Below are 26214 nucleotides of genomic sequence, written 5' to 3' on the forward strand. Positions count from 1 at the left end.
ATGGTTCAGCAAGCCGGGATGGAAACGACGCTGAGGGCCGCGATGGCCGAGCGACTGGGCGAGTCGCGGTTCGGCCTCTGGTTCGGCGAGGGGGTCCGGCTGGGCGTGATGGAGGATTCCCTGGAGGTCGGCGTCCCCAATGCCTTCTTCCGCGACTGGATCCAGGGCCACTTCGCCGGCAACCTGATCGACGCGGCCCGCGAGGTCACCGGCCGGTCGCTCCGCCTGGCGTTCCGGGTCGCCGACGAGGCCCCGCCGCCGCTCGGGCACGTGGTCGAGCCCCCGCCGCCCGACCCGAACCATCGGCCCACCGCGCCGACGATCCCGATTCCGATCAACCCTCCCCCGATCGACCGGCCCCGCTCCCATTTCCAGGCCCCCACGCCCACGCCCTCGAACTCCCCGGCTCCCGCCCGCCCGGCACGACGGCTCGAAGACTTCGTGACCGGACCCGGCAACCGGCTGGCCCACTCGGCGGCCCTGGAACTGGTCCACGCGGCGGGTGCCTCGTTCAATCCGCTGGTGATCCAGGGGGGCGTCGGCCTCGGCAAGACGCACCTCCTCGAAGGGATCGGCGCGGCTCTCCGGGCGAGGCATCCCGGGATGAAGGTCATCCACATGACCGCCGAGTCGTTCACCAACGGCTTCCTGGATGCGATGAGGCACGGGACGCTCACCGCCTTCCGGGCCCGCTACCGTGGGGCCGGGGCCTTGCTGGTGGATGACGTCCACTTCCTGGCCGCCAAGAAGGCGACTCAGGACGAGTTCCTGCATACCTTCAACGCCCTGATCGCCGAGGGGGCCCCGATCATCCTGACCTCGGACCAGCACCCCCGGCAGATCGCCAAGCTGACCGACGAGCTGGCCACGAGGTTCCTGGGCGGGATGGTCGTCAAGCTCGACGCCCCCGACCCCGCGACCCGGCGGGCGATCCTCAAGGCCAAGGCCGCCGCCCGAGGCGTGATCGTCCCCGAGGCCGTCCTCGGCTACGTCGCCGACAACCTCCGGGCCAGCGTCCGCGAGTTGGAAGGGGCCTTGCACAGCCTGATCGCGCACGCCACGATGGTCGGCAAGAAGCTGGACCTGGCACTGGCCCGGACCGCGCTCCGCGACACGATCCGCCACACCGCTCGGGCCGTCGGCCTGAAGGATGTCGAGCGGGCCGTCTGCCAGCTCTTCGGGATCGAGGCCGAAGCCCTGAAGGCCGACAACCGGGCCCGAGCCGTGGCCTACCCCCGGATGGTGGCGATGTACCTGGCCCGCAAGCACACCGGGGCCGCCTACAGCGAGATCGGCCGGTTCTTCGGGGGCCGGAACCACTCAACGGTGATCTCGGCCGAGAAGAAGGTGAAGGGCTGGCTCGCGGACGAATCCCGGAACGGCCTGCTCGCCGGCTTCGAGACGATCGGCGAGATCCTCGGGGTGCTGGAACGGTCGCTCGGGGCTTGAATGAGCCTGGCCATCGTTATACCTTCGCTTGCCTCGTTTCTTGAATTGGTCCTCAAGTCGAGCAGGGGGACTGGATGCGCCTGATCTCAGCGTGTGTTCTGGCTTCCCTGGCTGTCGGCTGTTCTGGCCGATCGCCGGAGCAAGCCGCGAGGGAGGATGTCGTACCGGCCAACGAGCCGTATCTCAATCCGGTGGACGGGAAGACCTACGTCGCCCCCGGCGGTTGGAAGACGCATCAGCCCGAGACTCGTCGGCCGGACGAGCCGGGTAAGAAGGTCAAGGTCGAGAATGTCCGGCTGCTCACTTCGGAGGCCGACATCTCCATCCGTACATCCGTATCCGATCTGGCCACCTTCCTTCGCGAGGCGGAGCGGCTTGCGGACGAAACGTTGGGCAAGTCCGGCCGACAATTCCAGGTGATTGCGCAGTTCAAATGCAATCCGGCCGGTCAACAGGTCGAGCTATCATATCAAGGGGATGCTACGAAGGAATTACTCCAGGCGTACTTCGATGCACTCGAAGCGGCCGGGAAGCTCCCGGTCAAGGGTGGTGAAGTCGCGTTTCAGATTGAGCTGACGGTCAGTCCGTGAGCTGGACCCCGGCAAACCGACGGACCCTTGCCGTGATGATCGATCTATGATTGTTCATGCCGTTCCCGCGAGTTGATCGATCGGTTGGCGGAACGTCCGCCAAATATCCGATAGCGGACGTCGAATCAATCTCCGCGGCTTCATCGTTTTCGAACCCTCGGGCAGTCCACCGGGTCTTCCTGGGCCTGATCCGGATGTCATCCTCCCGGTGCATTTTCGAGCAAGGAGGAATCGAAATGGGTTTCCGCGAAACTCTGACAAGGCCAAGGAGAGTCACCCCGTTCTTGCTGGGAGTCGCGTTGTTGGCCCTGGCTCTGAACCACTTCCGGACCGCACTGGGGCCACAAGGTTCGCCCGCCCATTCCCCGGATGTGGAGTCCACCCTGGAGGAGTCTCGCGAATTCGTCGATGAGAGCCAGGCCTTCATGCAGCAACTCGACGACCACCGGCGAAGGATCGAAGCGGCCCGAGGTGACGAGCGTGCCACGGCCCGACTGGCCGAGGAGATGCGCGAGCAAAGCGAGGAGCTGAAGCGTCAGGTCGAGGAACGCCAGCGGGTCGACGCGGAGCGGGAGGCGAGTCGGGTTGCAAGTGACCAACGTGGGCGTTGGGGGACCGGGGCGCTGGGCGGCCTCTGTCTCCTGCTGGCGGCGAAATTCCTCGCCGATGGCTTCTCGGCGACCCGTCGTGGCGTCAGGGACGCCAATCCGTCTCCACCGGGATGAATGCTCAGCCGAAGATATCTTGCCTCAGGCCGATCTTCCGCATTTTGGTGAAGGTCTGGCCGATCGGAAGCCATGCCTCGGGAAGAGGACTCGATCGTGAGCAAGTGGGACGATCCCTCGGGGTGGCAACGGTTGATCGACGGCTCGGCGTGTCCGATCTGCGTGCGCGGTCGGCCGCTTGATATCATCGCTAGCCTGGAATCATCGTGGCTCACGATGCCGGAACATGCGGCAATGCCCGGATACGTGTGCCTGGTTTCACGCGTGCACGCGGTCGAACTCCACGATTTGACGGAAGACCAGGCGGGTTCTTTCGTCCGAGATGCTAGCCAGGTGTCGATGGCCTTGTCCGCCGTCACGAAGGCCGTCAAGCTCAATTACGAGATTCACGGAAACACGCTACCGCACTTGCACATGCATTATTTCCCGAGGCATCCGGGAGATCGATTCGAAGGTCGTCCCATCGATCCCCGGGGCGTCCCTCAACCCGTCTATGCTCCCGGTCAGTTTTCCGAACTTCGGGATCGCTTGCGACGGGCGCTGGATGCAAGTACGAACCGATGATTTACTCGAATTCGCAATGATGAAAATGTAATGGTGTCGAAGGTTTCGGGTTTCTTCGCGTCATCGTGGACCGGCTTCCGAAGCCAAACTCGATCTACTTTGGCCCCGGCCGTGATGCCTCGGGGCGGGTATCGGGGGAGCCCTGGTCGAGCCCGACTCCACGCGGGCCACCTTCGCCAAGGTCGAGGACGACCAGACCACCCTCTTCGTAAAGGATCGGGTAGCGGTCCGCGCACTCGGAGAGCAGGGCCGCCATCGTGGCGTAGTTGACCTGCATCGAGTAGACCCAGTTGTCCTCCCCCTTCAGGCCCTCGAAGGCTTCGATGAGCCGATCGGCCGGGTCGAGCTCTCGCCTCATGACGACGTAGCGGAACCCTTGCGACCGCAAGTAGGCGGCCAGGGCTTCCGGGTCGCCGGAGATCGGGATCCCCGGCGGAGGGCTGACGCCGCCCGGGATGTCGTGAACGAAGAGCGGGTTCCGGGCGAAGTCGAATAAGATCGGCTTCAGGACATACAGGTTGGTGTCGGCCATGCAGAAGACCCGTGCGCCGGCGGGTATGTGCTCTTGCAGGCGGCGATGACGCTCCGGTTCCCCTTCGGGGACGAACGGGCGCCCGATCATCCCGCCGCGAGCGGCATCGATGGCGTACGGCACATTGATGCGGAATCCGTAGGCCAGCAGCGGGGCCAGCAGCGTCATCAAGCCGATCGCGAGATAAGCCAGCCCCCGGCGCGGCCCGGCGAGCGGGATCCGACGCCGATCCCGTCCCAGGACGGTGGCCAGCGAAACGAGCATGATGATGGCGACGAACGGGTAGCTGTACCGATAAGAGGCCGTCATCGGGAACATCAGGAGGTAGAGGCCGACCGTCAGGCCCGAACCGGCCAGCACGGCCCAGGTCGCCCACCGACGGCGGGGGGACCCGCCGCCGCCCATCGCGAGCACCACCACGGCCAGCATGGCGGCACCGGTGGCGATATTCATCTTCCGGGCCCGGAGGACCCAGCCCACCTGGCGGACCAGGGCGGACGGGTCGCGATTGGACTGCTTGTGGGGGAAGGCGATGGCCGTATGGCCTCGAAAGCCCTCGCCGAGCAGGGGGTAGAGTGCCGAGCCGCAGGCCCGGTACGACGCGATCATCCAGGGGGCGAGCATGGCGAGCGTCAAGACGCCAATCAGGAAACCCCGGATCGCCGGCCGGCCGAACCGGCGCTCGACGATCATCCGCGCGAGGATGCCCAGGCCGACGATGGCCAGGCCCCCCGGCAGCATCGTGTTCTTGAGCGCGAGCAAGGCCGATAGCGGCAAGGCCGTCGCCATGGCATCTCGGAGCAGGCCCTCGCGAGTCGGCCGCTCGTCGGCCATCGTCCGGTAGAGCGACAGGAGCAGGACGACCGGCAGGCTGATCGCCGAGGCGTTCCAGGCGTCGGTCGGCAGCAGGAGATAGAGGAACGAGAGCGCGCCCGGGAGCTGGCAAGGCCATCGCCGACGCCTCCCCATGCCGTAGAGGCCCAGGACCGTCGCCAGGTGGGCCACTCCCGGGTCGACCCCGTGAATGTAAGGCAAGGGCAGGAACAGCAGGCCGAGCGACTGGAGGAAGGGCTCGCCGCCCAGCCCCGACGTGGTCCGGCGGTCGTTGAACGGGTCGTCCGCCATCGCCCCGGTCTGCAGCATCTGCGACGGAAACAAGGCGTAGCCGTACATGTCGTCGCTGACGTTCAACCAGTAGGCCTGCGAAGGCGCCAGCGCCGTCGGCCTGGCATCGAGGCAGAGCCAGGTCGAGTACGACGTCAGCAGCGCCGTGGCCGCGAGCAGATCGAGGAGCCCCCAGCCACCTCGGTCCACGCCCGGGGCTCGCCGTCGAGGGGCCCGGAACCGCTCCGCCATCAGTAAGACCAGGCCAACCCCGACCCACCCCAGCAGGAGAGGACTCGAGATCGCGTGGGCCAGGTTCAGGAGCCCGCCGACCACGACCCCGAGCGCGATCCCCCGAGCCGAGGCCTGCCCCCAATCCGGCGGGAGCCACAGCAGCCGCGTGACCGCGAATCCCCACCCGGCGAAGCTGCCGAGGAGGACGATGCCCCAGACAAACGCGAAGAAGTATAAACTCGATGGCATTTGCATGCATATCGTCCTGTCCGGGGCGATCGCCGGGCCTGGCGTGGTCGGCGACTCGGCCGCGGGCTCGGCGGATCGGGTGGGCCGTGGCTCTCGCCCCGAACGGGGGAGGATTCGAGCCGGCGGCGGGCATTATAGCCCCGGCCCCGTCCCGGGACATCCCGCCTCCCCGGGCCGATCGGGAATCGCCCTGGGTGCCGGGTCGATTGTTGTGCTCAGATCCGGGGGCGCGAGTCGCCTCGCAAGATCGCAGCGGCCTCGTCCCGGATGTCGGGCTCGCCGAGGGATTGCAGGGCGGGGCGGGCCGCAGGGCGAGACATCTCAACTGGGATTGTGTTACACTAATATATTGAATTAAAGTATTTATGATAAATATCAAAAAATCGAGAAATACTAAGCTGGATTGGGTGCTCCTGCTCCCCGATTTTGGCTCCATTGTGCCGGTTGGTCAGCCTGTTGCTTTTTCGTCCGGGCAGGGATAGGAAGACCGGGGCGGGTCGCGTCACCCCACCCGCACCCGGCCGATGTCCGCTCCGTTTTCCCCGTCGAACTCAGGCTTTGGGCGTGGTTGGCCTGCCGGTTCCTGGGACGGCTCGCGGCGTTCGGCGGCCCGTCCCGGCCGAAGGAATCGGGAGAATTATTTGGACATTGGTCCGTCCCGGCCCAACCGAAACTTATGAGTCTTCACGTATTTGTGTTGTATTTGAACATCATGCATTTGAATTCCTTGAATTGGTCGATTCTAGGTGGTGAAGAAGCTTGATTTCTTATCTGATTCCGTTTTATAAATATTGCTGATGCTAAAAAGAGAAAGATCTGTGGACGCCTTGTGGTGAAGCCAGGCCTTCGGAGTCCGATCGATCATGCGTAAGATCCTGGTGACGGGCGCCGCCGGCTTCGTGGGCCGGCATCTCGTCAGGCGGCTGCTCGACGCGGGGGACGAGGTCCATGCCGTCGATTGCCTGGCACCTTACACCGGCGGGATCGACCCTGCCGAGGGTTGGCCGCTGTTCGAGCCCCGCGACTACTGGAATTTCCGCTTTCACGAGGAAGACTGCCGTCGCTGGTTCGCGAGGGTGAAGGACTCCGATTTCGACTATGCCTTTCACCTGGCGGCGATGGTCGGCGGCCGCCTGATGATCGAGAATCGCCCGCTGGTGGTCGCCGATGATCTCTCCATCGATGCCGCGTACTGGCAGTGGGCCGAGGAGGCCCGGCCGCTCAAATCCGTCTGCTTCAGCTCCAGCGCGGCCTATCCCGTCAAGTACCAGCGCGAGGGGGATCACGTCCTGTTGAGGGAGGACATGATCTCGTTCGAGGGCGATCTCGGGATGCCGGACATGTCGTACGGCTGGGCCAAGCTCACCAACGAGTATCTCGCCCGCCTGGCCTTCGAGCGTCACGGCCTGAAGTCGATCTGCTATCGGCCGTTCTCCGGCTACGGCGAGGACCAGGACGGTGCCTACCCTTTCCCGAGCATCTGCCGGAGGGCTCTCGACCTCAAGGGGGCGGAGGTCCTTGAAGTCTGGGGCTCGGGGACGCAGATGCGCGACTTCATCCACATCGAAGATTGTGTGGACGGCGTCCTGGCGACCATGGATCGGATCGACGACGGCGACGCCGTGAATCTCTCCACGGGCGTCCTGACCAGCTTCCTCGACTTCGCCCGGACCGCCGCCGAGGTCGTGGGTTATCGGCCCGTCGTCCGCGGCCTGTCCGACAAGCCTTCGGGCGTCTTCGCCCGGGGGGGCGACACGACCAAGCAGCGTGAACTCGGCTTCCGGCCCCGGGTCGCCTTTCGGGCCGGGATCGAGCGGGCCCTGGCGTATTTCGCGGATGGCCTCGAACGGCGTGAGGCCTCGCCGGCGAGCCCGTCGAATGCGGTCCCCCGGGCTCATTGAACCGGAATATCCCGATTCGATCTCCTTCGCGATGCCCTCGAGATTCGACCCTTCCCAGGCGGACCCTGATGATGCCCAACAATTCGAAGGCCGGCCTGCTCGTCTCGGTCGCCACTTACAACGAGGTGGGCAACCTCCGCCCGTTAGTCGAGGCGGTCCGGCGGCATGCTCCCGATTGCGAGATCCTGATCATCGATGACAATTCGCCCGACGGGACCGGCCGGGTGGCCGACGAGTTGCGGGCCGAGATGCCGGGCATCCACGTGGACCATCGTCCGGGAAAGCTGGGACTCGGCACGGCCCTGGTCGCGGCCATGAGATTCGCGGTCGAGGGCGGCTATGAGTACCTGATCAATCTTGACGCCGACTTCAGCGCGCCGCCGCCTTTCATCGTCGACCTGCTCTCGGGGATGGACTCGCACGACGTGATGATCGGCTCTCGCTACGTCGAGGGGGCGGAACTCGGCGAGGAGTTCGACCTCAAGCGGAAGCTGATGAGCGCGGGGATCAACTGGTACACGTGGCTCCTCCTGGGGCTTCGCTGCCGGGATTGCAGCAACTCATTCCGATGCTATCGGGTCGAGATGCTGGCCCGGATCGACTTCGACCGGATCCGCTCGCGCGGCTACTCCATCCAGGAGGAGATCCTGTACCTGTGCCGCCAGGTCGGATGCCGGATCGGCGAGACGCCGATCCGCCACGAGGACCGTCGGTCGGGGGACTCGAAGCTGAACCGCTCCGAGGCGGCCCGGGCCTTGAAGATCATCTTCCTGCTCGGCATCGATCGGCTCCTGGGCCGGACCCGGAGCCTGGAGGTGCCCGATCGGCGGCCCATCGGGCTGTCCCCGGCGTCGCGGTGATCGCGAAGGCCGGCCCCTCGTCGGGCGGCATCCGGCCGAGTCCGGTTCCATCGAGAGTGAATCGTCCGAACAATGATCGGCCCCCCGAGGCGACACCTCCCGCATGCTACATCACTCGTACTTAGCGGCTGGGCCCCACCCGAGGATGACCCGTTGGGTCGACCGGGGATCGTCGCGTTCGGCCTTGCTCGCGGTCGCCCCGCCGTCGATCCTCTGCGCCGCCTGGATCGCGTCGAGCCTGGCGATCAATCCGGTCGGGAATTTCCCGCTCAACGACGACTGGGCCTTCGGGATCTCGGCCGAGGGGCTCGTCCGTGATGGGAGATTCTACAGCAATTACTGCCAGGCGATGACGCTGATCGGCCAGGTCCTCTGGGGGGCGCTGTTCTGCCTCCCCGCCGGATTCTCGTTCACGGCGTTGCGGATCTCGACCGTGACCCTGGGCCTGGTGGGCGTCCTCGGGGTCTACGGCCTCATACTTCAGTGCGGCGGCCGGCGTTCGCTGGCGTTTGCCGGCGCGTTGACCCTGGCGGTGAACCCGGTCTATCTCGGGCTCTCTCACTCCTTCATGACCGACGTCCCCTTCCTGGCGGCCTTCTCCGCCTCGATGGTGTTCGTGGTGCGTGGATTGAGGCGGTCTCGTCGGTCCTCGCTGATGTTCGGGTTGGGGCTGGCGTTCCTCAGCCTGTCCATCAGGCAGTTGGGGCTGGCGATCTTCCTGGGCCTGGGCGTGGCCTCGCTTTTCCGCTGGAGTCGCGGCCGTCGGTGGCTCCAGGTCGGCGTTCTCCCGTCGGTCCTGGCGGGGATGTCGCTGGTCGCCTATTCGGCGGCCCTCAAGTTCACGAACCAGTTGCCGGCCCAGTATGGGCAGAAGGGCCTTGAGGTCGTCCTGGGCGACCTGCTCCGGCTGAAGCCGGGGGCTTTGAAGGTCCCGGTGACCTCGGCCTTCATCGCGATGATGTATCTGGGCCTGTTCCTGTTCCCCTTCCTGATCCTGGTCTGGCCCTCGACGCTCGAGCAACTGGGCCCGCGACTTCGGAGGAGGATCGTTCTGGGCACGATCGCGGTGTCGGCGACCCTCACCGCAGGCCTCTGGTTGAGCGGGTGGCTCATGCCCCTGACCGGCAATATTCTGATCGACTTCGGCCAGGGGATCCGCTCGCTCGCGGGGCCCGAGCCGTCGCGGGTTTCTCCGGCGTTCTGGCTGGCGGTCACCGCCGCCGCCTCGCTGGGCGCGACGGGCCTGACCTTGACCCTGGCCGCCGCGGTCCGGTCGGCCTGGATCGCCCGAGATTCCCCGACGGGCGGGCCGGTCCCGCCCTGGTTGACGGTGCTCCTGGTCTCGGTCGGTGTGATCTACTGTGCACCGATCTCCCTGATGTATGCCTTCCGCTTCGAACGCTATTACCTGCCCTTGATGGGGATCATGATGGCCCTGACGATCGCACTCCGGGGGCGATTCGCCCCATCCCCCGGGGCTCGGTCGTGGGCGGCCTTCGGGCTCGCGGCCCTCGCCTACGGATGCTTCGGGATCGGGTCCACCCACGACCTTCTCGACTGGAATCGAGCCCGGTGGACGGCGATCGACGAGCTGATCGTCCGGGAAGGGGTCGGGATCGAGTCGATCGACGGCGGCTTCGAATTCAACAACTGGGAGCCGAATCGGGCCCTTCGCAAATCGGGCGGCGTCGGCAAGCTGGTCGATCGCTCGGATGCCCCCTACCTGATTTCCAAGGGGCCGATCGAGGGCTTCACGACCTATCGGGACTTCGAATGTCATCCCTGGCTCCCCCATGCGATCACCCGGGTTTCGATCCTCAAGCGTCAGGCCCCGGGATCGACGCCCGGGGGAGTCCAGGGGCGGCGATAGGACGGGTCCGACTCTCCAGCCGCCCGGCCGGAGGGCCTTGCCCGAGGAACGTCGATGTGTGATCGCGGAGGGGTTCGCACCCGCTCCGGCACGTGAGGGAAGGTCGAACTGGCGGAAGTCCGGGTCCAACATCCGAGCCGCGCACGTCGCGGTCACCAGGAGGGCGAACCTGCCATGCGATTCGCGTTGATCATTCCGGCCCTGAACGAGGAGGAGGCGATCGTCGGGACTTTGCGCAGGGCGCTCGCGGCTCGCGAGAAGGTCGTCGCGGAGACGGTGGTGACGGAGATGTCCGTCGTCTTCGTCAACGACGGCTCGACCGACCGGACCCAGGCGATCGTCGATCAGCCCGAGTTCTCCGAGGTCATCAAAGTCCGTTTCGCGCAGAATCAGGGCTACGGGGCGGCGATCAAGGCCGGCTGGCGGGCGACCGACGCCGATCTCCTCGGTTTCATCGATTCCGACGGCACGTGCGACCCGGACTACTCGGTCCCGCTGATTCGTTGCCTGACCCGGACTGGCGCCGATGTCGTCCTGGCGGGCCGGATGAGCCCCGAGAGCAAGATGCCGAGGATCCGGAGGTTCGGCAACGTGCTGTTCGCAAAGCTCCTCGGCGCCGTCTCGGGCAAGCCTCTGACCGACTGCGCCAGCGGATTCCGCGTGGTCCGCCGATCCAGCCTCCCCCTGATCTCACCCCTACCCAAGGGGATGCACTTCACCCCGGCCATGAGCGCGATCTGCCTGCTCGATCCCCGGCTCCGGATCGAGGAAGTGCCGATGCCTTACGAAGAGCGGATCGGCCGGAGCAAGCTGAGCGTGCTCAAGGACGGCCTCCGATTCCTTTACGTGATCCTCTTCACGGTCTGCTGCTACACCCCGCTCCGGACCATGCTGCTGGTGGCGGGCGCGTTCGTCGGCCTGGTGGGCCTGCTGGTCTTCCTGCTCTCCGCGCTCGGGCTCTCGACGGCCAACCCGTCCCTCGCCCTGGGAGGCGCGATCGTGGCGATGCTCGCGGTGTGGACCGGGGTCGTCTGCCATCAACTGAACTTCCTGCTGATCGGGCCCCGGCAGTTCATCGGCCCGACGGAACGGCTCCTCCAGACCCTCACCGAATACAAGCTGCTGATCCTCTCCGGCCTCGGGATCCTGGCGACGGGCCTGCTCGGGCTGGCGATCCTGCCGGCGACGCGGCTCGCCGACTCGCCGGGGGCCCTGATGGCGATGGTCTTCCTCATGAGCCTCGGCGCGACCTCGACGCTCGTCGGGGTGATCGTGCGCGTGGTCTGGGCCGTGGGGGAGAAACTGAAGGCGCTCGTGAATCGGGAGTACCAATGGTCGCCGGCCGACCCGCCCTCTCTCGGATCGACCGCGACCCTGGAAGTCGCGTTCTCCCCCGCCCTATCCCATCCCACCTTCGAGCCGAACATTTCCCGGTGACCGGGACCGTCGATCGCGGCCGCCCGACCCCATAAGGAGAATCAGGTGACTCACATCCTCGGATTCGACTGCTACGGCCACGACTCCGCGGCCGCCATCGTCCGCGACGGGGCGATGCTCGGGCTGGTCGAGGAGGAACGGTTCCTCCGCAAGAAGCACGTGGCCGAGTTCCCCCGGAACTCGATCCGATGGTGCTGCGAAGTCGCCGGCATCGAGCCCCGGGAGCTCGACCACATCGTCTACTACTGGAACCCCCGACTCCACCGCAAGGAACGGATCGCCCACCTCCTCCGCTATTTCCCGAAGAGCCTGGGCCTGGTCGCGAGCCGCGGCGACAAGGAGTCGCGGATGCTCCGCCTGGGCTCGACCCTCCGCCAGGAATTCGGCCTGACCGACCGGACCCGGATCCACTTCGCCGAGCACCATCTCTGCCACGCCGCCAGCACATTCCTGACCAGCCCCTTCGAGGACGCCGCGATCCTCTCGATCGACGCGGCCGGCGAGTGGGACTGCACCTGGATGGGGGTCGGCCACGGTCTCGACATGCGGCCCCTCAAGACCATCAGCTTCCCCCAGTCGCTCGGACTGCTCTACGGGGCGGTCACCGAGTTCCTCGGCTTCAACTTCGCCAGCGGCGAGGGGAAGGTGATGGGCCTGGCCCCCTACGGCGACCCGCACCGCTACCTCGACGAGTTCCGCAAGATCGTCCGGACGACCGACGACGGCGGGTACGAGATCGACCTCTCCTACTTCCGCTATCACTACCTGGGCCGCCCCCGATGGTTCAGCCCGAAGTTCCACCGGGCCTTCGGCCCGTCTCGCGACCCCGAGGGGGAACTGACCCAGCACTACAAGGACGTCTCCGCCGCCCTCCAGCGGCGGACCGAGGAGGTGGGCCTCCACATGGCCTCCTGGCTCCGGAAGGCGACCGGGCTCAACAAGGTCTGCCTGGCGGGCGGGGTCTGCCTGAACTCGGTGATGAACGGTCGAATCCTTCTCGAAGGGGTGTTCGATGAGGTCGTGGTCCAGCCCGCCGCCAACGACGCGGGGACCGCGCTCGGGGCCGCCTACTGGCTCTGGAACTCCGTGATGCGGCAGCCTCGGACCTATGTGTTCGAGCACGCCTACTTCGGCCCGTGGTTCGAGGAGCAGGCGTACCGATCGGCGATCGAGTCCACCGTGAGCCCCGACGACGCCGTCGGCTGGCAGAAGGTCGACGACGCACCGGAACGCGCCGCGAGGATGCTGGCCGAGGGGAAGATCGTCGGCTGGTATCAGGGACGGATGGAGATGGGCCCGAGGGCCCTGGGAAACCGCTCGATCCTGGCCGATCCCCGGAGCGACGAGATCAAGGACCTGCTCAACGCCCGGGTGAAGTTCCGCGAGAGCTTCCGCCCGTTCGCCCCGTCGGTCCTGGAGGACAGGACCGGCGAGTGGTTCAACTCCGACTATCCGTCGCCTTACATGATTTTGGTCTACGACGTCCTGCCCGAGAAGCGGGCCCTGATCCCGGCGGTCACTCACGTCGACGGGACCGCCCGGGTCCAGAGCGTCAGCAAGGCGCACAATCCCCGCTATTACCGCCTGATCGAGGAATTCGGCAGGATCACCGGGGTCCCGGTGGTGCTCAACACCAGCTTCAACATCCGAGGCGAGCCGATCGTGCATCGCCCCGAGCAGGCCGTGGAATGCTTCCTCAAGACCGGGATGGACGCCCTCTTCCTCGGCGACTACATGCTGACCAAGGCCGTCGAATCGGCGGCACGCCTGATGACCGACGAGCAGGTCGTCGCCGCGCACGCCTCGGCCTCGGCCATGGACAATCAGCCCGTCTGACGGGTGGCCGGATGGGCGAAAGACCCACGCCAAGGACCCGAACCAACTCCCCCGACCTCGAGGAGAAGACGAGTGACCGACGTCCTGATCGTGAACCCGCCCTCGCCCGATGGGCATGTCTACATCCGCGACATGTGCCGCTGGGGCCGGAAGAGCCGCGAGAAGATGGTCTGGCCCCAGAGCTCGCTCGCCTATCTCGCCGCGATGGTCCCCGACTCGATGTCGGTCCGGATCATCGACGCGATCGCCGAGGAGATGTCGATCGAGGCCTTCCTCGAGGAGATCCGGGAGGAGAAGCCGAAGTTCTACGTCTCGTATGTCACGGGCACGACGTTCGCCGTCGACGCCCGGGGGATCCAGGAGGCGAAGCTCGGGGGCGCGACGACCATCGGGATCGGCACGCACGTCTCGGCCGTCCCCGGCAACACGCTCGAACTGATCCCCGAACTCGATTTCGTGATCCGCCACGAGCCCGAACAGACCTTCCGCGAGATCATCGACCGCGTGACCGAGGGCCGGCCGATGGCCGATTGCATCGGCATCGCCCTCCGAGGGGAGGACGGACAGGCCGTCATCACCCCCGACCGCCCGCTGCTCAAGAGCCTCGACGACCTGCCGATTCCCCTGCAGCATCTCCTCCCTCTGGACCGGTACAAGATGCCCTTCCTGGGCAGCCGATACGTCTGGGTCCTCACCAATCGCGGGTGCCCCTATTCGTGCACCTATTGTTTCGAGGGGGTCGTCTGGGGCAAGAGCGTCCGGTTCCGATCGGCCGAGTCGATCTATCGGGAGCTGGTCTACCTGGCCGAGCACGACGTCCATAACGTGCTCTTCCTGGCCGACCTCTTCACTTATAACAAGAAGGGGGTCCTGGAACTTTGCGACCTGATCATCGAGCGCGGGCTGAAGGTCCGCTGGACCTGCAACAGCCGGGTCGACACCCTCGATGAAGAGATGGTCGTGAAGATGAAGCAGGCCGGCTGCTGGCTGATCGCCTTCGGGATCGAGTCGGGGTCGCAGAAGGTCCTCGACAACGTCAAGAAGGACGCCCAGGTCGAGGACGCCGTCCGGACGATCAACCTCTGCCACAGGCACGGCGTGAAGACCTGGGGATACTTCATCATCGGCCTGCCGGGCGAGACGAAGGAGACGGTCCGCGAGACGATCGACCTGGCCAAGAAGATCCCGCTGGACATCGCGCTCTTCCACGTGGCGATGCCGTACGCCGGGACCGAGTTCTACTTCCAGGCGGTGGCCAACGGCTGGCTGAACACCTACGACTGGAAGCACTTCGACATGAACGACTCGGCGGTCCTGGGCTACGGCGACTTCAACTCCGACGAGATCCTGAAGGCGACCAAGCAAGCCTTCCGCGAGTTCTACCTCCGGCCGGTCCAGGCCTGGCGGCTCCTCTCGATGATGCGGGCCAGCGGCGACTTCAGCATGGTCTACTCGGTCGCCCGGAACTTCCTGAGCTGGATCTTCTCGGGCAAGGAAGACCGCGTCGCATCCCGATCGCTCGACGACGGCCCGAAGCTGACCGGGTCGGTCAACCCCGAGGATGCCCGCAAGGCCCTGCACTCGCTGCCGGTGATGGAGGCCCCGCGAGTCAACCCGAACACCGCCAAGCCGCGCCACGTCTCCGTCAAGGAGGCGTCGAAGGGCCAGGCGGTCGCCCCCTCCCTCCCGGTCGTCGAGGCGTCCCAGTCGATCTGAGACAGGAAATCCGAGGCCGCCCGGGACGGTCGGGCGGCCAACGAAATCGGCTCGCGAGGTCGGGGAGGATCCCCCGACCTCGCGAGCCGATGGCTCGTCGACGATCGTTCGTTTTGTCGCCTCAGGCGGTCCCGGCCCGACCCTTCGAGTAGCGACGGCCGGCGACGGCGATCGGGAGGAGGCCGATCGCCAGCATGATGATCGAGGCGGGTTCGGGGACGGGGGGGGCGATCAGCGGTTCCACGACGCTGACCGTATACGAAGAGCCGCTCGCATCCGGGCGATAGAGAAAGAAGTTGTTCCCGGTCGGCAGCGTGTAGAGGTCCGTGACGTAGCCTCGGGAGTCGGTCGGCAGCCCGGTGAACACGTTCGCATTGCGGCCCACGCCGATCGTGCCCGTCGGCCCGGTGACGTCCTTGTCGTCGGGCTCGAACGCCAGCGAGGCATTCAAGGCCCCATAACTCAACGCGATGTCGCCCGCATGGAAGGAGAAGCCATTCAGGAGGGTGTCGCCCGTGAACAGGGCGACCTGGAAGGTGGATCCGAACGCCGGATCTCCCGCGTGGGGCGTCTTCGGGATCGCGCTCGCGGTGATGTTCTCATAAGTCACCGCGTAGTATTGGCCGGCCACCGAGGTGTCGACGATGTGGGTGCCGTTGGCGATGAGGAGATCGTAGTAAAGCGGGGCGATGACGGGTGCGCCCTGGACCCCCGCCAGGTGCCCGATCGAGCGGTTGAGGCGAAGGCCCGCGGCATTGGGGGTGGTTGTGAAGGCGAGATAGCCGTTGCTCGACACCTGGACGGACGTCCGAGCGGTCCCGTAAAAGTCGAAGGAGCCCCCGAGGCTTCGAGTGACCGAACCATCCTCCTTCTGATATCCCACGAAGCTCGACGTGAAGTCGGTGCCTCCGACGGGATCGATCAGGAGGCCCGCGCGGGCGGAGTTGGCCGAGGAGGCGATCAGGAGTGTGGCGATCGACGCGGCCAAGGCCCAGCCGAGGCGGGGCCGGGCCGGGCCAATCACACGTCGCGGTTCGATCGAACGCATAGAAATCATCTCCCATGTGAGGAGCCGAGAGGGCGGCCGAATCGCGACCGACCGGGTCGCCGCCGCCCCACTCCATCACTCGGACACGGTCGCGGCCGAGACATCCCCGACGACGGACGATCAGCGGTGCTCGGTCGATCGCCCGCATCCCCGTCCGTGATCGCGCGAGTTGGACTTCCTTCCGTCGACGCGCCCCGGATCCGGACAGCCTGGCTCGCATCCGCGTCGGCCGGAGAGGTCGAGGTCCGGCCCGGGGTCTGACGCCCGAAACCTCGAAGGATCATCTCAATCCGTCGATTCGAACTACTTAAGTGAATTCTCATAGGATTTGCAATCAATCAAATCGACCAATCCAAGTAAATTTGGTGTGAGTTGATTTTATGCAACATGAGATCGCCGGCCGGACACTTCGACGAGGGGCCGTTTCCCCGGATCGCCATTCGATGAGGGTCGGCATCAGGTTTGGCGAAGTCGAGCCCGAATCGGAGCCAGGGCCGGGAGATCGGTCAGGTGTGGTGCTCCGACGGAACTTGGATCTCTCCTCGGGCCCTGGTATCATCCGGGCGGAATCTCGGTGGCCCGGTGCCGGCGAACCTGGCCGTTGGGCGGCGGGGGAGGAATCATGGCGAAGCACCTCCACAAAGGCGACGAGCGGCGCCGACGCTGGAAGATCATTGATGCATCGAGGGCCGGCGACCCGAGCGTGTTGCCCCAACTCCTGGCCCGGCTCGACGGCGGCGAGACGTCCGAGAACCGGCGCCATATCGTCCGGGCGCTGGGCAACATCGGCGGTCCGCAAGCCGAGGCCAGGCTCCTCGAACTGCTGGCCTCCGAGCGCGGGCCGATCCTCGGCGAGGTCGCGCAGGCCATCGGCAAGCTCGGCTTACGTCGGGCCTCCTCGATGCTCCGAGGCTTGCGCGACCACGAGTCGGAGTGGGTCCGCCAGAACGTCGGCTTCGCCCTGAAGCAACTGGCAATTCGTGCCTGATTAAACTTGGATCGCCGCGATCCCCGATTGGCGAACGGATGTTTCCAGGGTCAGCGGCCGCTGGCCAGTTCCGCCGGGGGACCGCGCCGATCCGGCCCTCGCCGGATCGTCCGATCGAGGCGTTGGCTTGACGAGAAAAAGCCTCACTCGATTTTAGGCGAGTTGTCGGAAGTCCTGAATTTGACTAAGATAATGGATGGAGTCACGGAAACGTCAATTCTCCGTAGATCCTGTAGCGGCGAACGAGTACGTCGTCGGAATCACTCACGCCGAGGGGCGGGATGCGCCGGGGATCGCCCCGAGGGAGTGCCTCACCGTGTGGTCCAGAGTCCTCCATCGGATCGAATCGCGATTTCCCGGACTTCGGATCGAAGGGCGAATTGCCGGACTGAGGCAGGTGGCGGGCCGCCAACTCGAACGCGAGTTACCCGCCTTCGGCGTGAGCCTGGCCTTCCACCTGGTGATACTGGTCACGCTCGGGTTGGTGGGGATCGCGGCCCGGGCGGATCTGAGCCGGGAGATCACCAGCCAGTTCGTCGACACGACGCTCCCGACCTTCGACCGGACCGAGCTCCAGGACCTCGAACCTCCCGACGTCCCGGCGGTCTTCCACTCGATCGGGTCGAGCGCCCCGAATCTGTCGGCGCTGGCCAACGAGGGCTCGATCCCATCCCCGGTGCCGACCTCGGCGGAGGGGCAGGGGCCTTCGGTGAAGCTCCTGGCCTCGAACATCGCGCGGCCGGGCGAGTTGGTGATGCCCACGGCCGCCACGCTCAGCCAGACCGTCTCCATCAAGGGGAACGCCGCCGAGCACGTCGGCGGGGTCGAGGGGGCGGTCGACCGGATCGCCCTGGAGCTGCTCAACCGCCTGGAGCGGGGGCGGACCCTGGTGGTCTGGGCGTTCGACGCCTCCGGGAGCCTCCAGGCCGAGCGCGAGAAACTCTCCAAGCACATCGAGCAGGTCTACCAGCACATCGAGCAGCTCGACAAGGACCACGTCGCCTCGGGCGATGCCCTGCTGACGATGGTCGTCGCCTTCGGCCAGGGCCGGAAGGCGATGCTGCCCGCGCCGACCAGCGACACCTCCGCCATCGGCGAGGCGATCCGCTCCGTCCCCCTCGACGTGACGGGCGAGGAGAACACGTTCAGCACCGTCGGCAATATCACGTCCCGGTGGGGCAAGTACAAGGATAGCCAGGGTCAGGAGTATCAGACGGTCATCATCGTCGTCACCGATGAGGTCGGCGAGGACGAGAGCCGGCTCGAATCGGCCATCGCCGCGGCCTCCGCCGCCAAGGTCCCGGTCTACGTCCTGGGCTCCCCCGCGCTCTTCGGGAAGGCCATCATGGGGGTCACCTACACCGATCCCCGGACCAAGAAGACGCATTACAATGTGCCGGTCCGAATCGGCCCCGAGAGCGTGGCCCTGGAGACGATCCACCTGCCATTCTGGTACGGCGGGGATCGATTCGAGAACCTCGACTCCGGCTTCGGCCCCTACGCTCTGAGCCGCCTGGCCGGCTCCACCGGCGGGATCTACTTCATCACGCGGCTCGGGCCGGGCCGGCTCACCCTGGATCCGAACGTGATGCGGGAATACCGGCCCGACATGGTCAGCACCGACCAGTACGCCCGGGCCCTCCAGAAGGACCCGATCCGGAACGCCGTGATCCAGGCCGCGCAGATCACCCAGCAGAACCTCCCGGGCCAGCCGGGCCTGACCTTCTCGTCGGCCGACTCCCCGGAGTTCAAGGAGGAGATGACCCGGAATCAGGAGACCGTCGCCCGGATCGCCTACACCGTCGACGAGGCCCTGGTCCCGATCACCGCCGCCGCCCGGATGCGCGACCGGGAGACCTCTCGGCGATGGCAGGCGCACTATGATCTGATCAGGGGCCGGCTCCTGACCATGAAGATCCGCTGCCACGAGTACAACATCGCCTGCGCCCGGATGAAGCGGGACGCCCCCAAGTTCCAGAACCCCAAGTCCAACGCCTGGCAGTTGACCCCGACCGAGGAGGTCCAGTCCGGCGACAAGGTCGCCACCGTCGCCAAGGAAGCCCGATGGCTCCTGAATCGGGTCGTCGAAGACCACCCCAATACCCCCTGGGCCCAGCTGGCCCAGCGCGAGCTGAAGGACCCGGTCGGCTTCAAGTGGGTCGAGACCTTCGTCCCGCCCCCCCCGAGGCCGTCCCCGGCCCAGGAGGCCGCGGCGCGGAAGAAGGCCGCGATGAAGAAAGACGCGGGTCCCGAGGAAGTCCCCAAGATCTGACCAGGGCCGCTCGCCCCCCTGGGAAGAGGACCGGCCCTTGTGCTACTCTGGAATGGACCGGCCCATCGACGACCCTCCGGGCCTCTCCGACCGAACGTCTCCGAGGGTGGACCTCGATCCGAGACACGTGCTAGCTCGTCGACGACCGACCGGCCTACCCGGCCCCTAGCCATCGGGACGAAGCGTCATGGATTTCAATGAATCGGCCCCCCCGTCGATCCTCGAGGCCTCCCGGATCTCCGAGATTCCGGCGTCCGTCTCGGTCCCGGCCCAGTCCGGCCCGGTCGACCCCGATTCGGTCCGGACTCGAGAATTCGAGAATGTCCCGGCCGCCGAGCCCTCGGCCCCGGCCAAGCCCGCCGAGGCCGGCCCCAAGCTCCGACGGAAGCGCCGGGCGGCCCGGAGGCGATGGGACGCCCCGGCCTGGGTGGTCTCGGCCCTGATCCACGTCGGAATCCTGGGCGGACTGGCCGCGGTGGCCACGACCTCGGGCGACGTCATCAAGCGGATGGCCAACTTCGACACCTCGCTGGGCCGCAAGGATGCCGTCGACGAGCTGACGAAGATCTACGCCGACCCTTCGGACACGCCCCGGACCGACACGGTGGGCGATACCACCTCGGACGTGGTTGGCGTCGGATTCGCCTCGAACATCGGGGCCGCGGCCCCTTCGAGGACTCCCGCGGTGGCCCGGGCCGGGCGGGCCATCGGCGAGCGGACCGCCCTGCCGACGATCCCCTCGATCTCGGTCCCCACCGGCCTCCAGATGATGCCCTCGATGCCCAGCCGCGACCTCGGCGGGGGCGGGAAGATCGGCGGCGATGTGACCTTCGAGGCCGGCGAGGTCGGCGTCGCTCTCGATCAGGTCGCCCGCGAGATCCTCCGCCACCTGGCCCAGCACAAGGTCACCGTCGTCTGGCTCTTCGACGAATCCGAGAGCATGAGGGACGACCAGAAGGAGATCCGCAAGAAGTTCAATCGGGTGGTCAACGAACTCAAGGTGAACGCCCCCGCCGAGCCGGCCGACCGCAAGGCCCGTTCCGGCACCGCCCCGCCCCTGACCCACGCCATCGTCGGGTTCGGAGACCAACTCCACTTCGAGCAGGACAAGCCGACCTCCGACATCGAGCAGATCGGCCGGGCCATCGACCACCTCCGGATCGACACCACCGGCAAGGAAAGGACGATGGAGGCCGTCCGAGGGGTCATCGCCCACTACGGGAACCTGATCTCCAAGGAGCGCAAGCTCCTGATCGTCCTGGTCACCGACGAGTCGGGCGACGACGGCGACGGCGTCGAGGAGGCCCGCCAGGCCGCCGTCAGTCGCGACGTCCCGGTCTACATCATCGGCCGTCAGTCACTGTTCGGGCATGCCCAGCTCTCGATCGATTACGTCGACCCCGTCACCAAGGACGTCTACCGGGTCCACATCAATCGGGGGCCCGAGACCGCCGACGTCGAGTCGCTCCAGTGGGATGGCATCCACACCCGATGGGATGAGCAGCCCTCCGGCTTCGCCCCGTACGAGCTGGCCCGCCTGGCCAAGGATACCGGCGGGATCTACTTCCTCCTGCCCAGCGAGGAGGGGCTCCGGATCGTCCAGCGCGAGAAGGCGTACTCGATCAGCACCCTCAAGGAATACGTCCCCGACTACGAGAGCCGCCTGGCCTACGCCGAGCGCCGGACCAAGTCGGAATTCCGCCGGACCCTCTACGATATCATCCAGGAAACGCGCAAGTATCCGTTCCGCCACTCCTACTCGGTCATCCCCGAGGAGATGCTCGCGCAGGTCGAGGAAGACCTGCCCGTGGTGACCGAGCGGCTGAACATCCTGATCGCCATCGAGAAGCGGCTCCGGTCGCTGGAGAAGCTCCGGAACCGCGAGCCCGAGAAGCGCTGGCAGGCGGCCTACGACCTCATGCTGGCCCAGATCGTCGCCTATCAGATCAAGGCATATGAATATCGGGCCAACCTCCTGGAGATGGCGGCCAAGCCCCCCCAGCCCAAGGAGATGCCGTCGGCCGAGCTCTACGTCCAGTGGTGGCTCAACCACTCGCACGAGATGAAGGCCCCCAAGGAGAAGACCGAGAAGGTCTACGCCGAGGCGATGCGCCTCTTCAACCTCGTCAAGGAACGCCACCCCAACACCCCCTGGGCCGACCTCGCGCAGGACGAGATCAACCGGGGCTTCAGCGTCCACCGCGACGAGTGGCATCACCGCCACACCGGCCGATACGAGGAGCGCAGGAAACTCGTCCCGAGCTTCTGAGGCGCGAGGGGCATGCCCTCGCCGAGCCCGAGCACGAGGCCGCCCCGATCCCGAGAATCTCCGAGGGCCTCGAAGCCCGATGCAGCCCTGGTTCATCGCCACCGAGACGTTCGATCCCTCGCGCGGGGAAGGGTGGTCCCGCTACATCGAGTGGTCGGGCCTGACGCAATTGCGAGAGGTCGTCTCGCTGGATCCGATGCTCTGCCCGACGGTCCTGCCCGAGACCAAGGACCATTACTGGCCGTACATCGTCAATGAAGCTTACATGCTCGACTACTTCACCAGCCTGCCCGTGCTCCTGGGAGAGATCGCCGGCATCGAATCTCGGAACCTCCTCGCCGTGTTCCGGAACCCCGAGTTCCCCCCGTCGCTCGGGCCGGGGTACGACGCCTTCCGCTTCGTCGGCCATGACCTCGTGGATCTCAGCGGCCTGGCGAGCGCCCTCACGAACTGCGGCGGATTCCCGGGAGCCTTCTCGAACGACGAGATTTCGGATCAAGGGCTGCTCACCTCTCACGCCCGCGCGTTCGAGGTCCAGGGCGAACTCCGGCGGCTCTACCCCGAGGAGCACCACGCCTACTGCGACGTCTGGGCGATCTTCAGGAACATCGAGAGTTGATCGCGCAATCATGAAAAAGATGAGATCATGACGATCGTCGCCGCCTCCCCCCCGGATCTCGCCCGGTCGAGGGCCCATCGCCTGGACGAGCAGGCCCGGCTCGATGGCCTCCGAGGGCACGTCGAGCGGAACCGGCTCGGCCAGTTCGCCACCCCGCCCGACCTGGCCCTGGTGGTCGCCGAGCATGCCCTGTGGCTCCGGGCCGAGCGCGGGCACCGGGGCCCGGTCCGGTTCCTCGACCCGGCCCTCGGCACCGGAGCGTTCTTCGAGGCTCTCTTGCGCGTGCATCCTTCCGTGCCGATCGAGGACGCTCGGGGGTTCGAGATCGACCCGGCCTTCGCCTCGGCCGCGAGCGACCTCTGGGCCGGTTCGGGACTGGAAGTGACCCTCGGCGACTTCACCCGGCGAGAGCCCCCGGGCGCGGGCCACCGGCCCAACCTGATCCTTGCCAATCCCCCCTACGTCCGGCATCATCACCTCGGCCTCGAAGCCAAGCGGGACCTGTCCGGGCTCGTCGATCGCCGGGTCGGGCTGGCCCCGGGGGGGCTGGCCGGACTCTACGTCTACTTCCTCCTGCTGGCCGACGCCTGGCTCGCCGAGGGGGGGCTGGCCCTCTGGCTGGTCCCGTCGGAGTTCCTGGATGTGAACTACGGAGCGGCCCTCCGGAGCTACCTGTCCGAGCGGGTGACCCTGCTCCAGATCCACCGGTTCCGCCCCTCCGACGCCCAGTTCGGCGACGCGCTGGTGACCTCGGCCGTGGTCGCCTTCGAGAAGACGCCCCCGCTTCCCGGGCACCAGGCCCGGATGACCCTGGGCGGGCCGCCGGCCGATCCCGACCAGTCGGCGATGGTCCCGGTCGAATCGCTCCGATCGGCTCGCAAGTGGTCGAGGTTCCCGGGCGATGAGGCGGTCCCGACTCCAACCGGCTTCACGCTGGGCGACCTCTTCGTCATCAAGCGCGGACTCGTCACCGGGGCCAATGCGTTCTTCATCATCGACGATGAAACAGCCTCGAATCGTGGGATTCCCCGATCGTTCCTGACGCCGATCCTGCCGAGCCCTCGCTACCTGACCGAATCCGTGATCGAGGCCGACGACGAAGGCCGACCCCGGCTCCACCGCCCGTTGTCCCTGGTGGATTGCCGTATCCCCGAGGACGAGGTCCGACGGGCCGCCCCCGGCCTGGCCGATTACCTGGCCGAAGGGCGGGATCGCGGATTGTCCTCGGGCTATCTGGCGAGTCGGCGGACCCCCTGGTATGCCCAGGAGCGTCGAGAGCCCGCCCCCTTCCTCTGCACCTACATGGCCCGCCCTCGCCCGGCGAGCCCGCCCTTCCGCTTCTTCCGGAACCACTCCCGGGCCGTCGCCCCCAACGTCTACCTGATGCTCTATCCCAAAGGCCTCCTGAAAACCCTCCTCGGAGACCGACCCGAGTTGCATGATCGAATCTTCGACCGGCTCCGCGCGATCCCCGCCCGCCACCTGATCGGTGAGGGTCGGGTCTACGGCGGAGGGCTCCACAAGATCGAGCCCAGGGAACTCGCCGCCCTGCCCGCGACCGAGATCATCGTCGACCTCGTCGATGAGCCCCGATCGCGTTGAGCGATCGATTGCCGGATTTGTCGGTGCCTTGCCTGGCGAGGGAATGGTTCTGCCCATAGCTGATGTCTCGATCGTCCTCGCCTTTCTCGACCCTGCGGATCGTCCTGGGAAAAACGAACCCAAACGGCGATAAGCTCGTGGTGGTCGAGTCTTGGGGGATCCGACCCGGTCGATCGCGCGTCTGGCGAAACGAACCCAAGGATCGCGACCCTCGTCGACCAAGCCTTCGGCTTTCCGGTTTATCTGGCGAATCGAACCCAAGACCTGGCCTCCCGCTCGTGGATGGCTCCTTCAGACCATCTTCCCGGGTGGTTACTATCGCGGGATCGCTCGGTCGAAGAACCTCCTTTCCGTCGGGCAATCGGTTGCCCGTGTCCGGGGTGCATTCCGATTGAGAGGATCTTTGTAGGGCAGGGCTCGCCCTGCCGATGACGCGTGACCCGGCAGGGCGAGCCCTGCCCTGCAGGAATCTCCGGGCCGGGTAGGCGGTAATAATTGGGAAAGTTGTCAGCAAACTCCCTCGCTCGGGCAGTACCTTGCGATCGGACCAACGACCGAGGGGGCAGGGGGGATTCGCACGATGGCGAGCGGGCATTCCGGCGATGCGATCCGCCAGATCAACCGGCTGTTCGAGGGCGGGACGGTCGTCGGCCTGACCGACGGGGAACTCCTGGATCGGTTCGCGACCCATCGCGGCGAGGGGGCCGAGCTGGCCTTCCAGGCCTTGGTGATCCGGCACGGGTCGATGGTCCTCCGGGTGGCCCGGGGGATGCTCCGCGACCCTCATGACGTGGAAGATGCCTTCCAGGCGACGTTCCTGGTCCTGGTCCGCCGCGCCGGCTCGATCGGCGAGCGGGAGCAGATCGGCCCCTGGCTCTACGGGGTAGCCCTCCGGGTCTCCAAGAAGGCCCGGACCCTGGCGGCCCGGCGCAGCAAGAGGGAAGGGGGGATCGTCGACGACCCGCCCGGCGTCGAGGCCGACGCCGCCTGGCTCGACACCCGCCCGATCCTCCACGAGGAACTCGGCCGGCTCCCCGACAAGTACCGGAAGCCGGTGGTCCTCTGCCACCTCCAGGGCCTGACCCACGCCGAGGCCGCGCAGGAGCTGGCCTGGCCGGTCGGCACGGTGAGCGTCCGCCTGGCGAGGGCCCGCAAGCTCCTCCGGGAACGCCTGACCCGACGGGGCCTGACCGCGACCGGAGCCCTCTGGGGCGCGGGACTGGCGACCGAAGGGGCTTCGGCGTCCGTCCCGCAAGCCCTGCTCCAATCCACGTTGAAGGCCGCGATGGCTTACGCCACGGGGAAGACGCTCGCCGCCGGGGCCGTCTCGGCGGGGGCGATGATGCTGACCAGAGGAGTCTTGATGATGATGTTCCTGTCGAAACTTAAATGGGTCGCCGTCCCGATGCTGGTCGGGGTTGGCACGGTGGGGGCGGTCGTTGTTGCCCAGGGGACGCCCTCGGGGCCGGTGGCCGATCGGCCACCACGGAGGGCAGTCGAGAAAAGTGCCGATCTGCCACCGATCCCAGTCCGCGAGCAGGGAAGGAGCCCGTTCGAACTCGCCCCGGAGCCGGTCGCCACCAGAAGGCCGCCGTTGGCCGTGCAGGAGGGAGAAACGAACCGGTCCCAACCGGATCGGGATCGGACTTTTGACAATGGGCTCCCGATTCCGCCCGATTACTTCGACCTGAATTCTCCCGCCAACAAGGGCGGTGCCGGTTCTCCTCTCCCACCACCGACGGTGAAGCAGGGGCAGAGGCTTGTCGTGGAGGTGCTGGAAGCCCTGCCGGGCCGCCCGATTACCGGGGAACGAATCGTCGGGCCCGATGGAACGATTAGCTTGACATTCTACGGCGACCTCTACGTCGAAGGACTAACCCGGACCCAGATCAAAGTCAAGCTCATCGAGCATATGCGAAAAATCATAAGCGATGAGGTCCTGGGCGTGATTACCGTGGACGCGAACACTGGCGAGCCCAGGATCGTCCCGGCCGCCGAGTCGAAACGCGTCTTCGTCGACGACACGGTCGACCTGCTGGATCGACCCGCCCGCGGCCAGGATGCCGGTGCAGGCATCGAAGAACTCCGGGACAGGGTCGAGGATCTCGAGGGCAGGCTCGACCACGTCTCTCGCGAGTTGAGGGAACTCCGCCGCGAGCGTTCTCCGGCCGAGCCGGGTGATGGCAAGCAAGCCCAGCCTTGAGTCACGATGTCTGAGCTTTCCATCACTCCGAAGGGCGGGGATTGTCTTCGGTGGAGTCATGCGATTTCATGGTTGGCGGGGGATTGTCCCGGCGGAGCAAGCTCCGCCTCGACAAAGCGTGAGCAAGCTCCCGCACTCCAAAGTGA

At 66.4% G+C, this 26214-nt stretch carries 18 protein-coding genes; 16 read left to right on the forward strand and 2 right to left on the reverse strand.

All coding sequences use genetic code 11. From position 1 onward, the window contains the following. From dnaA to P12x_RS00020, 4 genes are all read left to right on the forward strand, one after another. Complete coding sequence (gene dnaA, locus P12x_RS00005; protein WP_435008728.1) at positions 1-1449, forward strand: chromosomal replication initiator protein DnaA; 1449 nt, start codon at positions 1-3, stop codon at positions 1447-1449. Between the two features lie 74 nt (positions 1450-1523). Continuing rightward, positions 1524-2039, forward strand: coding sequence for a hypothetical protein (locus P12x_RS00010; RefSeq protein ID WP_435008730.1), 516 nt, complete (start codon positions 1524-1526; stop codon positions 2037-2039). A gap of 236 nt (positions 2040-2275) precedes the next feature. Next, entirely contained in the window at positions 2276-2764 is a 489-nt protein-coding gene (locus P12x_RS00015; RefSeq protein WP_435008731.1) for a hypothetical protein, read from the forward strand. Positions 2765-2836: 72 nt separating this feature from the next. Next, entirely contained in the window at positions 2837-3328 is a 492-nt protein-coding gene (locus P12x_RS00020; protein WP_435008732.1) for an HIT family protein, read from the forward strand. Between the two features lie 94 nt (positions 3329-3422). On the opposite strand, the gene P12x_RS00025 is transcribed toward P12x_RS00020, so the two are convergent. After that, the gene (locus P12x_RS00025; protein WP_435008733.1) at positions 3423-5447 is read right to left on the reverse strand and encodes a hypothetical protein; all 2025 of its coding nucleotides are present in this window, start codon (positions 5445-5447) and stop codon (positions 3423-3425) included. 863 nt (positions 5448-6310) lie between these two features. Between P12x_RS00025 and P12x_RS00030 the strand changes: the two genes are divergently transcribed. The 6 genes from P12x_RS00030 to P12x_RS00055 all read left to right on the forward strand — a co-directional run bounded on the left by P12x_RS00030 (position 6311) and on the right by P12x_RS00055 (position 15067). After that, positions 6311-7348 carry an NAD-dependent epimerase/dehydratase family protein gene (locus P12x_RS00030; protein ID WP_435008734.1) on the forward strand — a complete coding sequence of 346 codons (1038 nt, stop codon included), beginning with the start codon at positions 6311-6313 and terminating at the stop codon, positions 7346-7348. Between the two features lie 68 nt (positions 7349-7416). After that, positions 7417-8208: a polyprenol monophosphomannose synthase gene (locus tag P12x_RS00035; protein WP_435008736.1), complete on the forward strand. Its 792-nt coding sequence runs from the start codon at positions 7417-7419 to the stop codon at positions 8206-8208. Between the two features lie 145 nt (positions 8209-8353). Then, positions 8354-10078, forward strand: a complete 1725-nt coding sequence (locus tag P12x_RS00040) for an ArnT family glycosyltransferase (RefSeq protein WP_435008738.1) — start codon at positions 8354-8356, stop codon at positions 10076-10078. 174 nt (positions 10079-10252) lie between these two features. Then, positions 10253-11515 carry a glycosyltransferase family 2 protein gene (locus tag P12x_RS00045; protein WP_435008739.1) on the forward strand — a complete coding sequence of 421 codons (1263 nt, stop codon included), beginning with the start codon at positions 10253-10255 and terminating at the stop codon, positions 11513-11515. A gap of 45 nt (positions 11516-11560) precedes the next feature. Next, positions 11561-13351, forward strand: coding sequence for a carbamoyltransferase family protein (locus P12x_RS00050; protein WP_435008741.1), 1791 nt, complete (start codon positions 11561-11563; stop codon positions 13349-13351). 72 nt (positions 13352-13423) lie between these two features. Next, a complete protein-coding gene (locus tag P12x_RS00055; protein WP_435008742.1) occupies positions 13424-15067 on the forward strand; it encodes a B12-binding domain-containing radical SAM protein in 1644 nt (547 codons plus the stop codon). Between the two features lie 121 nt (positions 15068-15188). Here the strand turns inward: P12x_RS00055 and P12x_RS00060 are convergent, their stop codons facing one another. After that, positions 15189-16115, reverse strand: coding sequence for a PEP-CTERM sorting domain-containing protein (locus P12x_RS00060; RefSeq protein ID WP_435008743.1), 927 nt, complete (start codon positions 16113-16115; stop codon positions 15189-15191). A gap of 622 nt (positions 16116-16737) precedes the next feature. On the opposite strand from P12x_RS00060, the gene P12x_RS00065 reads away from it, so the two are divergent. The 6 genes from P12x_RS00065 to P12x_RS00090 all read left to right on the forward strand — a co-directional run bounded on the left by P12x_RS00065 (position 16738) and on the right by P12x_RS00090 (position 26068). Beyond that, positions 16738-17103: a HEAT repeat domain-containing protein gene (locus tag P12x_RS00065; protein WP_435008745.1), complete on the forward strand. Its 366-nt coding sequence runs from the start codon at positions 16738-16740 to the stop codon at positions 17101-17103. Positions 17104-17419: 316 nt separating this feature from the next. Then, positions 17420-19375: a vWA domain-containing protein gene (locus P12x_RS00070; RefSeq protein ID WP_435008746.1), complete on the forward strand. Its 1956-nt coding sequence runs from the start codon at positions 17420-17422 to the stop codon at positions 19373-19375. A 187-nt stretch (positions 19376-19562) separates the two neighbouring features. Further along, entirely contained in the window at positions 19563-21644 is a 2082-nt protein-coding gene (locus tag P12x_RS00075; RefSeq protein ID WP_435008747.1) for a vWA domain-containing protein, read from the forward strand. Between the two features lie 79 nt (positions 21645-21723). Continuing rightward, a complete protein-coding gene (locus P12x_RS00080; protein ID WP_435008748.1) occupies positions 21724-22263 on the forward strand; it encodes a hypothetical protein in 540 nt (179 codons plus the stop codon). Between the two features lie 27 nt (positions 22264-22290). After that, the gene (locus tag P12x_RS00085) at positions 22291-23865 is read left to right on the forward strand and encodes an Eco57I restriction-modification methylase domain-containing protein (protein WP_435008749.1); all 1575 of its coding nucleotides are present in this window, start codon (positions 22291-22293) and stop codon (positions 23863-23865) included. A gap of 580 nt (positions 23866-24445) precedes the next feature. Beyond that, positions 24446-26068 carry a sigma-70 family RNA polymerase sigma factor gene (locus tag P12x_RS00090; RefSeq protein ID WP_435008750.1) on the forward strand — a complete coding sequence of 541 codons (1623 nt, stop codon included), beginning with the start codon at positions 24446-24448 and terminating at the stop codon, positions 26066-26068. Positions 26069-26214: the final 146 nt, after the last annotated feature.

This window comes from Tundrisphaera lichenicola (assembly GCF_051175385.1).
In the GTDB taxonomy this organism is placed as follows: Bacteria; Planctomycetota; Planctomycetia; order Isosphaerales; family Isosphaeraceae; genus Tundrisphaera; species Tundrisphaera lichenicola.